The following is a 15309-nucleotide window of genomic DNA, read 5'->3' on the forward strand; positions in this document are numbered from 1 at the left end:
TCAGCCATGTCCAAAACTTCTACCGAGTCAGTGAACACGACAACGACAGCCCCTACGTCAGCCGTAAAAGACACTGCCACTATCTTTAATCCTGCAAAGCCATCAATACCGCAAGAGCAGAGTCAGGCAGATATCAGTCAAACACATACTGACCAGCCCTATCATCATAAAGCCAACCACAATCAAAACCGCAGCATTGCTCAAAGTAGCCACGCTACTTCAGCCTCGACGGCTAATGCAACTGTCACGATGCCAGTGAGTGCAGCGCCAAAGATTGGGTTTGTGTCACTAGGTTGCCCCAAAGCCTTGGTGGATAGTGAGCGTATTATCACTGAGCTGAGCCGTGACGGTTATCAAGTCGCAAGCGACTATGACGGTGCGGATTTGGTCGTGGTCAATACCTGCGGCTTTATTGAGTCAGCGGTTCAAGAGTCGCTTGATGCGATCGGTGAAGCCATTAGTAAAAACGGTAAAGTGATTGTTACCGGTTGCCTAGGCAAAGAAGCGGACAAAATCCGTGAAATGCATCCCGCTGTACTCGCAGTGACAGGCGCGCATGCCTATGATGAAGTGATTACGGCCGTTGCACAGCATGTGCCAAGGCCAAATCGCAGCTTGGATGCCAACTATGATCCAAAAATAGATTTGATTAATGAAGCGGGTATCAAATTGACGCCAAGTCATTATGCGTATCTAAAAATCTCAGAAGGCTGCAACCACCGCTGTACGTTCTGCATTATCCCAAGCTTACGCGGTGATTTGGTATCGCGCCCGATCGATAATGTCATGAGCGAAGCACTGGCGCTCAAAAAAGCTGGCGTGAAAGAATTACTTATCATCTCGCAAGACACCTCTGCTTACGGTCTTGATCTCAAGTATAAGACCAGCTTTTGGAATGGTATGCCGCTCAAGTCCAAGTTTTATGACTTATGCCAAGCATTGAACGATTTGGGCATTTGGGTACGCCTGCATTATGTCTATCCGTATCCACACGTAGACAAAGTCGTTGAGTTGATGGGTGAGAAGAAACTGCTTCCTTATCTGGACATTCCGTTCCAGCATGCCAGTCATCGTATCCTAAAAGCGATGAAACGTCCTGCGCACAGTGAAAACACCTTGGCGCGTATCAAAGCGTGGCGTGATATCTGCCCTGATATCGTGATTCGTTCGACCTTTGTGGTTGGCTTCCCGGGTGAGACCGAAGAAGACTTTCAGTGCTTGCTTGATTGGCTAGTAGAAGCGCGCCTTGATCGCGTGGGGGCATTTACGTATTCAGAAGTAGAAGGTGCTGTCGCCAACGACTTGCCTGACCATGTCCCTGAAGACGTCAAGCAATCTCGCTACGAGCGCTTGATGGCACTACAACAAGATATCTCAGCGCAAAAACTACAAGAAAAAGTCGGTAAAACCTTAATGGTATTGGTCGATGAGATTGATAGTGATGAGAATATCGCTATTTGCCGTAGCTATGCTGATGCGCCTGAAATTGATGGTCATGTCTATGTTGATGATATTACGGATCAAGTTAAAGTCGGGCAGTTCCTAACCGTGACGATTGATGACGCTAGCGAATATGATCTATTTGCCAGTTATCAAGGTTAGATGTTCGACAAGATATACGAGTGAAAATTGCCCAATGGCGGGCAGTTTTTGCTACAATTAGCGCAATTTAGCCTGTTTAATACGCTTGTCTTTAAACGCAGCGTTACGGGCAAACTTGATTTGTGTTTTACCCATAATTTTCTTTATAATTTCATGATAATAAGGTGACCTCATGTCTGACAAAAACCCGCGTTACGCTCGTATCTTGCTAAAACTCTCTGGCGAAGCCTTGGCTGGTAGCAAAGACATGGGTATTGATACCGAAGTGCTCGACAAAATGAGCCTGTCTATTGCTCATTTGCGCGGATTAGGTGTTCAGGTCGGTATCGTGGTCGGCGGTGGTAACTTATATCGCGGCGCGCAATTACAAAAAGAAGGTTTGGTTGGCCGCGTGACGGGTGATCAGATGGGTATGCTAGCCACTGTTATGAATGGTCTGGCGATGCGTGATGCGCTTGAGCGCCGTAATATCAAAACGCGCTTGATGTCTGCATTGCCAATTGGTGAAGTCACCGAAAGCTATAGCAGTCGTAATGCAATCCGTTATCTCAAAAATGGTGAAGTTTGTATCTTTGTTGCTGGAACAGGCAACCCATTTTTCACTACTGATACGGCGGCTTGCTTGCGTGGTATCGAAATCGAAGCTGGCTTAATTCTCAAAGCGACCAAGGTCGACGGCGTTTATGATAAAGACCCAAGCTTACATTCTGATGCCAAAAAATATGACGGTCTTACCTTTGATGAAGTGTTAGAGCAGAAACTTGGCGTAATGGATTTGACTGCTATCGCGCTATGCCGCGAGCATAACGTACCGCTACAAGTGTTTGATATGACCAAACCCAATGCATTGTTAAATGTCATCATGGGTGAAAACGAAGGCACACGCGTTTTTCATTAATTAGTTCCCTGCATTGATGTAGCGTTGATCGGTCACTTCAGAGAGTGGCTAATAATGAAAAGTAGCTAATAACAAATATCCCAATAGCACATAAAAAATTTGTCGATAGCGATAAATAAGGACACACAATGATTAAAGAGATTAAGCAAGACGGCGAAGCACGCATGCAAAAAACGTTGGAAGCGCTTGAGAGTACTTTCAGTAAAGTTCGCACTGGACGTGCACACCCAGGCATGTTGTCAGGCGTGATGGTCAGCTATTATGGTTCTGATACACCGCTAAACCAAGTAGCCAGCGTCAACGTTGAAGACTCACGTACGTTATTGGTTCAACCGTTTGACCGTACGATGGTACAAGCGGTAGACAAAGCCATTCGCGAAGCAGATTTGGGCCTAAACCCGATGACGGCTGATGTGATTCGTGTGCCAATGCCAGCGTTGACCGAAGACACCCGCCGCGATATGCAAAAACTTGCTCGCGGAGAAGCAGAGAGCAGCCGTGTGTCTATCCGTAATATCCGCCGTGATATGATGAATGACATCAAAGACTTGGCCAAAGAGAAAGAAATCTCAGAAGATGATGAGCGCCGTGCTAACGATGACATCCAAAAAATCACTGACAAATATATTGAAACTATCGATAGCCGCCTGAGCAAAAAAGAAAGCGACTTGATGGAAGTTTAACACGAGCAATTTTGCCATCCATCATTTATGGCAAAACGTAGTTCAGAGTATTATCTACATTTTAGCAGCCAATACCTTGTAGTTATTGGCTGTTTATTATTGGGTAAACTGATATGACCTATTAATACATTCATAGTTTTTTAATCTCTATTAAATTTATGGCAAACTATAGGTTGCATAGCGCGTCTTTCAATCTATTAAAAGCGTTGATAAAGCAATTATGATAAGTTTGTGAATTGTATTTGTAAGCCTTTTTAAACATTGTCGCACACGTTATTATTATTTCACCTTAACAATAAGCAAGTTCGCCTATGTCCACTTCAGCCATCACGGCTTCTGTTCTTCTTCCACGTCATATTGCTATCATTATGGATGGTAATAATCGCTATGGTAAAGCCAATAATTTAGGCAAAGGCCAAGGGCATGTGGTGGGTAAAGATGCGTTAGACCCCATCGTTGAATACTGTGTCGAAACTGGTATCGAGGTTCTGACCGTATTTGCTTTCTCTAGTGAAAACTGGCAACGTCCACCCAGTGAGGTGGCGCTATTAATGCAGTTACTAACCTCGACTATTCATGAGCAAATGCCGCGTATGAGTGAATATCGTATTCGCTTACGTTTTATCGGTGATCGCAGTCAGCTTAGTGAAGAATTGCAAGCATTAATGGCAGATGCTGAAGCAGAAACTGCAGGCTTTGATGCCATGACATTAGTGATTGCGATTAGCTACGGTGGACAGTGGGATATTGCTCATGCAGCAAAACGGCTGGCACAACAAGTGCAGGCAGGTGAGTTGAGAGCTGAAGATATTAGTGCAGAAATGCTCGGTGAGCAAGTACAACTGGCAGACGCACCAGCAGTAGACATGCTTGTTCGTACCGGTGGTGATTACCGAATATCAAATTTTTTATTATGGCAATCGGCCTATGCGGAGTTGTTTTTCACGCCAACTTTATGGCCAGATTTTGTTCCAGAAGAGCTGGCTTTAATGATTGCTGAGTTTGCACAGCGTCAGCGCCGCTTTGGTAAAACCAGCGAGCAGGTAGGGATAGAGCAGCATAGTCGCTGACGCAATAGTAGCCATAAAAATTCAGACAGTATTCTCTAGGTTGCTAATACCGCTTGCTTACGAGATGATAAATCGTTTTAATGAGGGTCAATGCTATTAATGGGCACAGGTCTATTAACTGTTATAATGCATTTTTTTGACTGTACCTTCTTCATTATTATAAGGCTCGATAAGTATGTGGCAACGAATTAGAACGGCAATAGTTCTCGTTATTATCGTTGGTATTGCAATGTTTGCGAGCCAAACCCCTATTTTATTCGCACCGCTTTTAGCCGTTGGCGTCATTATCGCAGCTCATGAGTGGGCTAAGTTGATGCCGAAGTGGCGTCAACCTATTGTCTTTGTGCTATTAGTTTTAGTGATAACTGTCGTATCGCTTATGTTTAAGGTGACTTGGTTATTCTGGTGGACGGCTTCGCTTGTCATATGGCTGATGGCACTGTCTTGGGTGCGTGCATTCCCAACAAAGACGAAATGGTACGGAAAACATCTAGCGTTGTTGGGTGTGGTTATTTTGACAGCCTCTATTACTGCGATTTTTTACCTCTGGCAGCTATCAGCATGGTGGCTACTCTATGTATTTTTATTGGTCTGGTGTGCTGATAGCGGTGCTTACTTTGTTGGTCGCAAGCTTGGCCGCCGAAAAATGGCACCCAATGTCTCACCCAATAAGAGTATGGAAGGATTGGCCGGTGGTTTGATTACAGGTCTACTGGTAGTCGTTGCGATCAGTGTGTTTAAGCTACAACTGACAGGCGCATCTCTAGTCGCCTTTGTGGCACTATCGGCGCTAACGATTCTGGCTTCTGTGCTTGGTGATCTTTTCGAATCAATGCTCAAGCGCCGTGCTGATGTCAAAGACTCTGGTACTATTTTACCAGGGCATGGTGGTGTACTTGATCGTATTGATTCATTGCTATCTGCAACTCCAATATTCGCACTTGGCTTTTGGGCGATACAGCAGCTAGGTTTGATTGTGGTATAAGACAACAAAGTCACTTAGCTGATTTTATAATGTGATAAGTAAGCGAAGTGACCGTTTTGGCTAGTCTTTTACGACGGTCTTATTTATTACTATATAGCTTTATTGCCCTTTATACTGTTCGACCCTCATTTGCTCTTTTCTCCTTCTCTAAATATTAAATATCATAGGCATTAATGGTTATGACGCAACGCATCGCCGTACTAGGCGCGACAGGCTCGATTGGCGATAGCACGTTAGCAATATTAGCGGCGCAACCGCAATATTATGAAGTCTACGCATTGTCAGGCTACCACCGTTTAGATAAGCTGTTTGCGCTCTGTCAGCAGTTTTTGCCTAAGCGCGTCAGCGTGCCAACAGCCGCTGTGGATGATTTTGCCAAAAGGCTTAAAGCAGCAGGAATTGATAGTGATGTAGTAGGGGGCGAGGAAGGTCTAGTAGATATAGCCACTGATTCACAAACTGATACTGTCGTTGCTGCTATCGTAGGCGCGGCAGGACTGCCTTCTACCTTAGCAGCAGCACGCGCAGGTAAACGTATTTTGCTCGCCAATAAAGAAGCGCTGGTGATGGCAGGGCAGGTAATGATCAATGCGGTCAAAACACATAACGCTACGTTGTTACCCCTCGATTCTGAGCACAATGCCATTTTTCAGTGCTTACCACTTGCTATTCAGCAAGACAATACGCAAATTCATCAGCCAAATCATGGTGTCCGTAAACTATGGTTAACAGCCTCTGGTGGGCCATTTTTGCAGCAGTCTTTTGAACAGATGCAGCAAGCAACTGTCGCAGAGGCAGTCAAGCACCCTAACTGGTCAATGGGTCAGAAGATATCTGTCGACTCAGCCACAATGATGAATAAGGGGCTTGAGCTGATCGAGGCTTGTCATTTATTTGATTTGCCTGAAAATAAAATAAATGTGGTCATTCATCCACAAAGTATCATTCACTCAATGGTAGAATATAGCGATGGTAGCTTTTTAGCACAGCTTGGCAGTCCAGATATGAAAACCCCAATTGCCCATGCGCTCAGCTATCCTAGCCGTATCGATAGCGGTTCGCAGCCATTAGATTTATATGCACTTAGTGGTTTGGAGTTCATCGAGCCTGATCTGCAAAAATTTGCCTGCCTACGTTTGGCTCGTCAAGCAATGCAAGCAGGTACGCAGGCGACTATTGTATTGAATGCAGCTAACGAAATTGCAGTAGCAGCATTTTTGGATGGACAAATTCGCTTAACTGATATCGCTGATATCAATGAGCAAGCCTTAAACGATATACAGCTGCCACCATTAACTGAAACGGCTGATATAGAAGATATATTAGCCATTGACAAGATAGCACGTCACCTTACGGATAAACTTGTGGCAAAGTTGGCGTAATCGCGGCAATCATTAGCAATAGATAGTCTCTTAATTAAAAGATGGTGCTAATAAACGATATTAGTGAAGATGTCGATGTTAATGTTGATAAAAGATACTAAGCAACAATACTGAGAAAAGATCATGACGTTTTTATTAACGCTTCTTGCGGCAATATTTGTCTTAGGTCCACTCATTGCCTTACATGAGTGGGGGCACTATATCGTGGCACGGATGTGCGGCGTCAAAGTATTAACATACTCTATCGGTTTTGGCCCTAAACTGTTTGGTTGGACCAGCAAAAAAAGTGGAATCGACTATCGTATCTCGGCATTGCCACTCGGCGGCTATGTCAAAATGCTTGATGAGCGTGAAGGCAATGTCGCAAAAGATGAACGGCATCTTGCGTTTAATTATCAGCATCCGCTCAAGAAGATTGCGATTGTCGCCGCTGGTCCTATCATGAATTTCATCATTGCCATTGCGCTCTTTTGGGTGTTGTTTATGACGCCGTCTGAGCAGTTGGCTACGAAAATCGGGCAAGTACTGCCAGATACCCCAGCTGCGATGGCGCAATTACCTGTTGGTGATAAGATTGTTGCGATTGATGGACACGACGTACAGACGTGGGAAGGTATCAATTATCGCCTTGCAGGACGGATGGGTGAGACAGACAATGTGAGTATTACACTACAGTCAGACGCCCAAACCAATCAGTCGATCAAAACCTATCAAGCACCAGTCACACAATTTATGCAGGGTGATGCACAAGGTAAAGATGCATTGACCAGCTTTGGTATGTTACCGTGGCAGCCACAGATTGCCCCGATTGTCGGTGAATTGGCGCCTGATGGTGCGGCTAGCCGTCAAGGTCTACAGGTGGGCGATCGTATTACTGCCATCAATAATCAAAACATTGACGATTGGATTAGCGCCACGCGTATTATTCGTGATAATCCCGAGGTGTTACTTAATTTTACCGTATTGCGTGATGACAAAACGGTGCAATTGCAAATTATGCCGCAAGGTAAAAAAGACAACTTGGGTAATGATTACGGTCAAATTGGCGCCATGGTAGACCAGACTGAGATTGTTATTCCTGATGCTTACAAAACCACCGTGGTTTATGGCCCTGGCGAGTCATTGGTTAAATCATTTGAAAAGACTGAGCAACTAGCCGTGATGACAGTAAGCTCGATGGGAAAAATGCTCTCAGGTATGATTGGTCTGGATAACTTGTCAGGTCCGATTACCATTGCCAAAGTTGCCAAGCAAAGCTTTGATATCAGTTGGCAGATGGTATTATCGACGGCTGCATTGATTAGCCTGAGTCTTGCTGTATTGAATCTTTTACCGATTCCAGTATTGGATGGTGGTCATATCGTTTATCATTTTATCGAACTGATTCGCGGTAAACCGCTCTCTGAAGGGGTGCAAATGGTGGGGTTAAATATCGGTTTACTCTTACTGGCAGGTTTCATGGTGTTAGCAATTGGTAATGACATCAGTAGGCTGTTTTGATTGGTTAATGAGTAATATAATCAATAAAGCACGATATACTAATGGTTTAATGGCGCTTACGATTTGATTGTTGCTATGATACGCAAGATACTTTGTGTCATAGCCTCTGTACTAATCGTAATTTTTAGTTTATTTTGTGATGCTTTTTATATAAAGTGTTCTGAGTCAGCCATGCATGGAGTTGCAACTTTATGCAAATGGGCTGGACAACATGTGCTTTTTAACTTAACTTTAGCAAGTTTTTTATTGACGGATAGTGTTTATGCGTACGCCTTTATTTATGAGCGCGGCTGGGTTGCCGTTAGTTGTAGCGATGATGAGTATGCCGGTACAGGCTGCAGAATTTGTAGTGACTGACATCGGTTTTAACGGCCTGCAACGCCTAACCCCTGATAGCCTCTATCCGGTTCTACCTATTACGGTAGGAGATACGGTAAATGACAGTAGCTTGGCTGCCAGTATCAAGGCACTATATGCGACTGAAAATTTTGCCGATATTCAAAGCCGTGTCGAAGGTGGCAATCTAAGGTTTGATGTTGTTGAACGTCCAACCATTGCCGAAGTGAATTTTGAAGGTAACAAGCTCATTCCTAAAGAAGGGCTTGAGCAAGGTCTTGGGAATGCTGGACTGTCTGTCGGTAATGTACTGAAGCAATCGACTCTGCAAGGCGTTGCTAACGAGCTGCAACAGCAGTATATCAGTCAAGGCTATTACAACAGTAATATTGAAGTAGATCAGACGGTACTTGATGGTAATCGCGTTAAGCTTGATGTACGCTTTATCGAAGGTAAGCCTGCTAAAGTTGTTGATATCAATGTGATTGGTAACAAACACTTTAGTGATGAAGAAATCAAAGATGTCTTTGCTGTAAAAGAATCATCATGGACACGCTTGCTATCAAAATCTGATCGATATGCACAAGAAAAACTGGCCGCGAGTTTAGAAAATTTAAAAGCATTGTATCAAAACGATGGTTATGTGCGTTTCGCAGTAGATAACGCGGTACTTAATATTAGTGAAGATAAACGTAGTGTGTTCATCGAAGTCAGTTTGAGTGAAGGTGAGCAGTATCAGTTTGGTGACGTCAATTTCTTAGGTAAGCCCACTTTTGATAATAACGAACTAAAAGAGTTGGTTACTTTTGCGCCTAATGAAAAATACTCACAAGCCAAACTGGATGAAACAACAGCCGCGCTCAAAAGACGCTATGGTAACGAAGGGTATTATTTAGCCCAAGTTAGACCAGTACCACGCATTAATGACGACACCAAAATGGTTGACGTGGATTATTATATCGATCCTGCACGTCCTATTTATGTTCGCCGTATTAACTTCACAGGTAATATTAAAACTCAAGATGAAGTATTGCGCCGTGAGATGCGTCAACTGGAAGGGTCTCTTGCCTCTAGCGAAAAAATTCAGCTATCGCGTACGCGTCTTATGCGTACCGGTTTCTTTAAAGCAGTTAATGTTGACGTAAAACCAGTACCCAATCAGCCAGATCAAGTAGATGTCAACTATACAGTAGAAGAGCAACCTTCTGGCAGTTCAACGATTGCGGCAGGTTACTCGCAGAGCGGCGGTGTTACTTTTCAGTTGGATTTAACCCAAAATAACTTTATGGGAACTGGTAACCGTGTTAAAGCTGCACTGTCACGTTCAGAGACACGTGATTCGTATAGCTTAGGATATACCGATCCATACTTTACAGAAAATGGCGTCTCGCAAGGCGTGAGTGCTTACTATCGCGAAACCAAATACGATGATAGAAACGTTAGTAATTATGTCACTGATGCCTACGGTGCTACGCTAAATTACAGCTATCCTGTGGATGAGACCAAGCGTGTCAGTGCTGGTCTAAATGTTGATAATACGTCAGTTCGTGGTGGTCGTTTCCTTGGTATATCAAACGCGCAAGAAATCATTGATGATGGTGGTACTGTTGAAAACTTTACTGGGGATTTTGAAGGTCGTACTGGCTTTAAAAATGACTATCAGACTTACAACTTGCTGTTTGGGTGGGATTACAGCACATTAGATCGCCCAGTGTTTCCAACCAAAGGTATGAGCCACACTGTTGACGCTACCATTGGTCTTGGCGATGCTAATTATCAGAAACTTGTTTATAGTGGTAACGTATATTACCCACTTTACAAAGACTTGGTGGCTCGTGGTTATACTAAGCTGGGTTATGGTAATGATTTACCATTCTATGAGAATTTTTACGCGGGCGGTTATGGTTCAGTACGTGGTTATGAATCTTCAACATTAGGACCTAAGTCACAAGGCTACTTCGATGCCATTAATTCTGATAGACGTTTTAAAGATGAAGAGGTCGGTGGTAATGCGTTAGTTACCTTCGGTAGTGAACTGATCTTACCGATGCCGTTTAAAGGAGATTGGGCAGATCAGGTACGTCCAGTATTATTTGCTGAAGGTGGTCAGGTCTTCGATACGAGTGATAAAGAAGATCGCACTTTTATCGACCCTAATACTGGTGATCCTGCTGTGAATGCAGATGGTTCTGAGATAAAGCTACTAACTCAAGATAATAATTTCCGTTTTAGTGCAGGTGCAGGTGTGACTTGGTATACACCAATTGGTCCAATTTCACTCAGTTATGCCGTACCTTTTGGTGATAAAGAAGGCGACGAAACTGAAAAAGTCCAGTTCCAGATTGGTAATACATTCTAGATCGCTAATATTATCTAAACATATCTAATCGTTCTCAAGTATTTGTCTAAGTAAGTTAGAGCGTCATTAGTTCCCAGTAGGTCGTCAAAACACATTGTTATTTTGACGACCGTTTTATATATAACAATAGTCTATTAATAGTCATTATGATAACGATTGAGCAACTTATCACTCGGATTGAGCAGCGTCAGCCCATTATCAATAAGGCTGATATTAGTGCTGAGCAGTTACGTCACCCATTTAACAGTGTTGGAAGTTTAACCACTGCTGACCAAAAGCAGCTAAGCTTTTTGGCAGACCCTCACTATATCTCCAGTTTGTCCGGTAGCCAAGCAGGTGCAGTATTGGTCACCCAAGAGTATCGTGACCAAGTACCTAAGTCGGCCTTAGCGTTGGTTGTCTCTAACCCATACCTAGCTTATGCCAGTGCTAGCCAACTATTTGCCCGTCAGTCGCTATCTGTGGGGATCCATCCTAGCGCTGTGATCTCTGATAGCGCTGTGATTGGTGATGAGGTTAATATTGGTCCTTTTTGTGTCATTGGCGACTATGTACAGATAGGGGCGCGTAGCTCACTTGATGCCCATGTAGTGATGGAGGCGCATTCTGAGATTGGTACTGATGGTGTCATCAAGTCACAAGTGGTTATTGGCCATGACTGTGTCATTGGCAATTATGCAAGATTACATGCGGGTGCGAGTATTGGTGCCGAAGGGTTTGGCTTTGCTCCTACCAACAATCCTAGTGTTTCAGGCTGGGAGCGGATCGCTCAGCTAGGCCGTGTGATTATTGGTGATCATGTACGCATTGGTAGTCACACCTGTATCGATCGCGGCGCCATTGATGATACGGTTATTGGCAATCATGTTATCATTGATAATTTGGTTCAAGTTGCCCATAACGTACGTATCGGCGACGGCACTGCCATTGCCTCCCAAACGGGTATTGCCGGTAGTACGACTATAGGTAAACGTTGCATTATTGGCGGTGCTGTCGGTATCACAGGGCATATCGAAATTACAGATGATGTGGTTTTATCAGGTATGACCATGGTTACCAAATCTATAAAGACTGCTGGTTCATATTCTTCTGGAACTGCTGCTATGCCAACTGCTAATTGGCGCCGTGCAGCGGTACGCTTTCGTCAGCTTGGGCGTGATTAATGCGAACACATACAAACAATAAACATTCAAAACATAGCAAGGAAGCCTCATTATGAGCAATAACCATATAGATATCCCAACTGATGAAGACATCAAAAGCTTGGCTGAGCAAGGTCTTACTCTGCCACTAACGTATCATACGATTAAGCATTATTTACCACATCGTTATCCTTTCATGTTGGTCGATAGAGTGGTCGCTTGTACACCAGGAGAGTGCATTACGGGTATCAAGAATGTGACCATTAATGAAGAGTTTTTTAATGGACATTTTCCTGACGAGCCAATCATGCCAGGGGTATTGATGGTAGAGGCAATGGCACAGGTTTCAGGCATACTTGGTTTTATTAGTGCAGGTCTGACTTCAGAAGATGGCTATCTGTATTTGTTTGCTGGTGTGGATAAAGTGCGGTTTAAGCGCCGAGTCATTCCTGGTGATCAACTCATCATTCGTGCCAAGACAGTGATGCAGCGCCATGGTATTTATAAGTTTGATTGTACGGTACATGTCGAAGACGAACTTGCTGCGAGTGCTCAAATCATGATTGCGCGTCAAGAACAGCAAAAAATTAAAGACAGTAAAAGTGCCTAAGTTGGTAATGAGTTAGCATTCATAAGGCGCTATATCGAATCGATCTTCACAATTATAATGAGCTATTATATTGATATTTAACAAACCAGCTGCATTTGGCTGACTATTTATTTGCATTAAATGATACAAGGGCCCACATCATGAGTCAGATTCACCCTACAGCACTCATCTCACCATCTGCACAGATTGATGAGACTGCCATCATTGGTCCCTACTGTATCATTGGTGATGAAGTGTCAATTGGACCACATACTGTGTTGCATAGGCATGTTGTTGTAACTAGGTTGACTCGTATTGGTGCGAACAACCAGTTTTATCAGTTTGCGAGTGTTGGAGAGGATCCTCAGGATCTAAAGTATGCAGGTGAGCGTACTTGGCTTGAGATTGGCGATCACAATACGATTCGCGAAGCTTGTAGCCTACATCGCGGTACTGCACAAGATAGTGAGCTGACCAAGATAGGTAGTCATAACTTGTTGATGGTCAATACTCATGTGGCGCATGATTGTGTGATTGGTGATCATAATGTGCTGGCAAATAATGTGGGTGTTGCAGGTCATGTGACTATCGGCAGCCATACAATCATCGGTGGCAATTCAGGTATTCATCAGTTTTGTACAGTAGATGATTACAGCTTAATCGGCGGTGCCAGTTTGATTTTAAAAGATGTCGCAGCGTTTACGATGGTGTCTGGTAATCCAGCAAAAGCTCATGGTCTAAATATCGAAGGCATGCGCCGAAAAGATTGGTCGAAAGAAACCATTGATGTCTTACGCCAAGCGTATCGTACCGTCTTTAGATCGGGTCTGACCACAGCAAAAGCGTTGGAGGTTCTGCAAGGCGAGCTACTATCTCAAGAGCCAAAAGTTCAATTGCTGATTGATTCACTACAAAAAAGTCGTCGCGGGGTGGTGCGTTAAACGCATATTGAACCACTATAGAATCTAGGCTAGATAGTCGTTTTTTACATTTTTAATCTGCCTAAATTCTATTAATAAAAGATAATAATGCTAAAAGCCATAACCAATTGTTATGGCTTTTTATATTTATGAGTACTTGACTTTTTTGGTCGCTTAGCAGAAACTGAGCGTTTATGATATTGTAAACAATTCTTTCTTAATGTTACGGGGCACTTCATATTGAAGTGTTTACTAAATAGTTTGATAGTAGTAGTCACTATTTATGATGATCAAGGAGGATTGTCAGTAGCGTTATTTGAAGTACGAGGACGCAAAAAATGGCTATCAATAAACAAGAACATGCACAATGGAGCTCAAGTTTTGGCTTCGTGTTAGCGGCAGTAGGTTCAGCAGTAGGTTTGGGAAATATATGGAAATTTCCCTATATGGTGGGCGAGAGCGGTGGTTCAGCTTTCGTTATCGCTTATTTATTCTGTATCGCGCTAGTCGGTTTTCCAATACTAGTTGCTGAATGGCTCATTGGTCGCCGTGGACAAAAAAACCCAGTCAACACGTTTGCGGATGTGGCTGCTAGCGAAGGTAAATCTCGTAGCTGGACCATCGTTGGTGCTACTGGTATTTTGGGTGGCTTTTTAATTCTATCATTCTATAGTGTCATCGGTGGTTGGGCACTTAACTATATCACCAAGGTTGCGTCAGGCAGCTTTACAGGTCAAGATAGTGATTCTGTGGCTGCGACCTTTGATGCGATGCTAGCATCAGCCGGTACATTGACGATTTGGCACACCGTATTTATGATTTTGACTGCCGTCATCGTTGGTATTGGTGTAACAAGTGGTATCGAAAAAACAGCTAAGATTTTGATGCCACTACTGGGTGTGATTCTTTTCGTTATCGTTGGTTATAATGTAGTAAATGGCGGTTTTGGTGAGGCAGTTGCTTATCTGTTCACGCCAGATATGAGCAAGCTGACGGCTGACGTTATGCTTGCAGCATTAGGTCATGCCTTCTTCACGCTATCGATTGGTATGGGCATCATGGTTGCTTATGGTTCGTATTTGGGCCGTGAAGTGAACTTGCTAAAAACCGCACGTACTGTTGTTATCTTGGATACGGTTATCGCTTTGGCGGCCGGTCTAGCCATCTTCCCAATTATCTTTAGTAACGGTCTAGATCCTGCATCAGGTCCTGGTCTGATCTTCGTCAGCTTACCGATTGCTTTTGGTAGCATGGGTGCAGGTACTATCATTGGTGCATTGTTCTTTTTGCTTATCACCTTTGCAGCTGTCACCTCATCTATCTCATTGCTAGAGCCAACGGTTGAGCTGCTAGAAGAGCGTACGTCGATGAGCCGTACCGTATCGACTATCGTTGCCAGTACTGTGATTTGGCTATTAGGTATTGCCGCATTGCTATCGTTCAACCTATGGTCTGAATTTACTATCATGGGTAATGGTATCTTTGATGCACTAGACAAGATTACCAGTAAGTTCCTGTTACCTCTAACAGGTCTTGCGGCCATCGTATTCGTTGGTTGGAAAATGGATCAGCGTAGCATTCAGCAAGAGCTTGGTTTATCTAATGCTACATGGCAGCTTTGGCAAATTGTTGCAAAATTCATCGCGCCAATCGCTGTGATCGTGGTATTTGTTACCTCACTGATGGGCTAATGTGTATTTATAGTGATTTAGATATTCTTAGATTAACACACCAAGTGCAACGCTAATTAATATTATAGAACGCCTGCATAGGCGTTTTAAACCCTAAGCGTTTTCTTGGTCTGTTATTTAGTTTGTTCTCAATGTCCTGCATCTCATCATCA

The 15309-nt window shown here is 43.6% G+C and carries 12 protein-coding genes and 1 pseudogene; 12 read left to right on the forward strand and 1 reads right to left on the reverse strand.

Going from position 1 to position 15309, the window contains the following annotated elements:
* The first annotated feature begins 6 nt into the window (after positions 1-6).
* From rimO to JMX83_RS10205, 12 genes are all read left to right on the forward strand, one after another.
* On the forward strand, positions 7-1602 hold the full coding sequence (rimO, locus tag JMX83_RS10150; RefSeq protein WP_201601334.1) for a 30S ribosomal protein S12 methylthiotransferase RimO: 1596 nt from the start codon (positions 7-9) through the stop codon (positions 1600-1602).
* 172 nt (positions 1603-1774) lie between these two features.
* Positions 1775-2500 (forward strand): UMP kinase, encoded by a 726-nt coding sequence (pyrH, locus tag JMX83_RS10155; RefSeq protein ID WP_093068829.1) that lies wholly within the window; start codon positions 1775-1777, stop codon positions 2498-2500.
* A 128-nt stretch (positions 2501-2628) separates the two neighbouring features.
* Entirely contained in the window at positions 2629-3183 is a 555-nt protein-coding gene (frr, locus tag JMX83_RS10160; RefSeq protein WP_058023672.1) for a ribosome recycling factor, read from the forward strand.
* A gap of 311 nt (positions 3184-3494) precedes the next feature.
* The gene (uppS, locus tag JMX83_RS10165) at positions 3495-4253 is read left to right on the forward strand and encodes a polyprenyl diphosphate synthase (protein ID WP_201601337.1); all 759 of its coding nucleotides are present in this window, start codon (positions 3495-3497) and stop codon (positions 4251-4253) included.
* A 175-nt stretch (positions 4254-4428) separates the two neighbouring features.
* Positions 4429-5238, forward strand: coding sequence for a phosphatidate cytidylyltransferase (locus tag JMX83_RS10170; RefSeq protein WP_201601339.1), 810 nt, complete (start codon positions 4429-4431; stop codon positions 5236-5238).
* Positions 5239-5411: 173 nt separating this feature from the next.
* Complete coding sequence (gene ispC / locus JMX83_RS10175; RefSeq protein WP_201601341.1) at positions 5412-6620, forward strand: 1-deoxy-D-xylulose-5-phosphate reductoisomerase; 1209 nt, start codon at positions 5412-5414, stop codon at positions 6618-6620.
* Positions 6621-6743: 123 nt separating this feature from the next.
* Positions 6744-8120, forward strand: coding sequence for an RIP metalloprotease RseP (gene rseP, locus JMX83_RS10180; RefSeq protein ID WP_201601344.1), 1377 nt, complete (start codon positions 6744-6746; stop codon positions 8118-8120).
* A 262-nt stretch (positions 8121-8382) separates the two neighbouring features.
* Positions 8383-10815, forward strand: a complete 2433-nt coding sequence (bamA, locus tag JMX83_RS10185; protein ID WP_201601347.1) for an outer membrane protein assembly factor BamA — start codon at positions 8383-8385, stop codon at positions 10813-10815.
* Between the two features lie 146 nt (positions 10816-10961).
* Positions 10962-11978, forward strand: coding sequence for a UDP-3-O-(3-hydroxymyristoyl)glucosamine N-acyltransferase (gene lpxD / locus JMX83_RS10190; RefSeq protein ID WP_201601349.1), 1017 nt, complete (start codon positions 10962-10964; stop codon positions 11976-11978).
* Positions 11979-12030: 52 nt separating this feature from the next.
* Positions 12031-12567 (forward strand): 3-hydroxyacyl-ACP dehydratase FabZ, encoded by a 537-nt coding sequence (fabZ, locus tag JMX83_RS10195; RefSeq protein WP_201601351.1) that lies wholly within the window; start codon positions 12031-12033, stop codon positions 12565-12567.
* A 140-nt stretch (positions 12568-12707) separates the two neighbouring features.
* Positions 12708-13487, forward strand: a complete 780-nt coding sequence (gene lpxA, locus JMX83_RS10200) for an acyl-ACP--UDP-N-acetylglucosamine O-acyltransferase (RefSeq protein ID WP_201601353.1) — start codon at positions 12708-12710, stop codon at positions 13485-13487.
* Between the two features lie 317 nt (positions 13488-13804).
* Positions 13805-15157, forward strand: a complete 1353-nt coding sequence (locus JMX83_RS10205; protein WP_201601355.1) for a sodium-dependent transporter — start codon at positions 13805-13807, stop codon at positions 15155-15157.
* A gap of 52 nt (positions 15158-15209) precedes the next feature.
* On the opposite strand, the pseudogene JMX83_RS15490 reads toward JMX83_RS10205, so the two are convergent.
* Positions 15210-15309, reverse strand: a pseudogene (locus tag JMX83_RS15490) (IS30 family transposase); the annotation flags it as partial.

Source organism: Psychrobacter piscatorii (assembly GCF_904846415.1).
In the GTDB taxonomy this organism is placed as follows: Bacteria; Pseudomonadota; Gammaproteobacteria; order Pseudomonadales; family Moraxellaceae; genus Psychrobacter; species Psychrobacter piscatorii.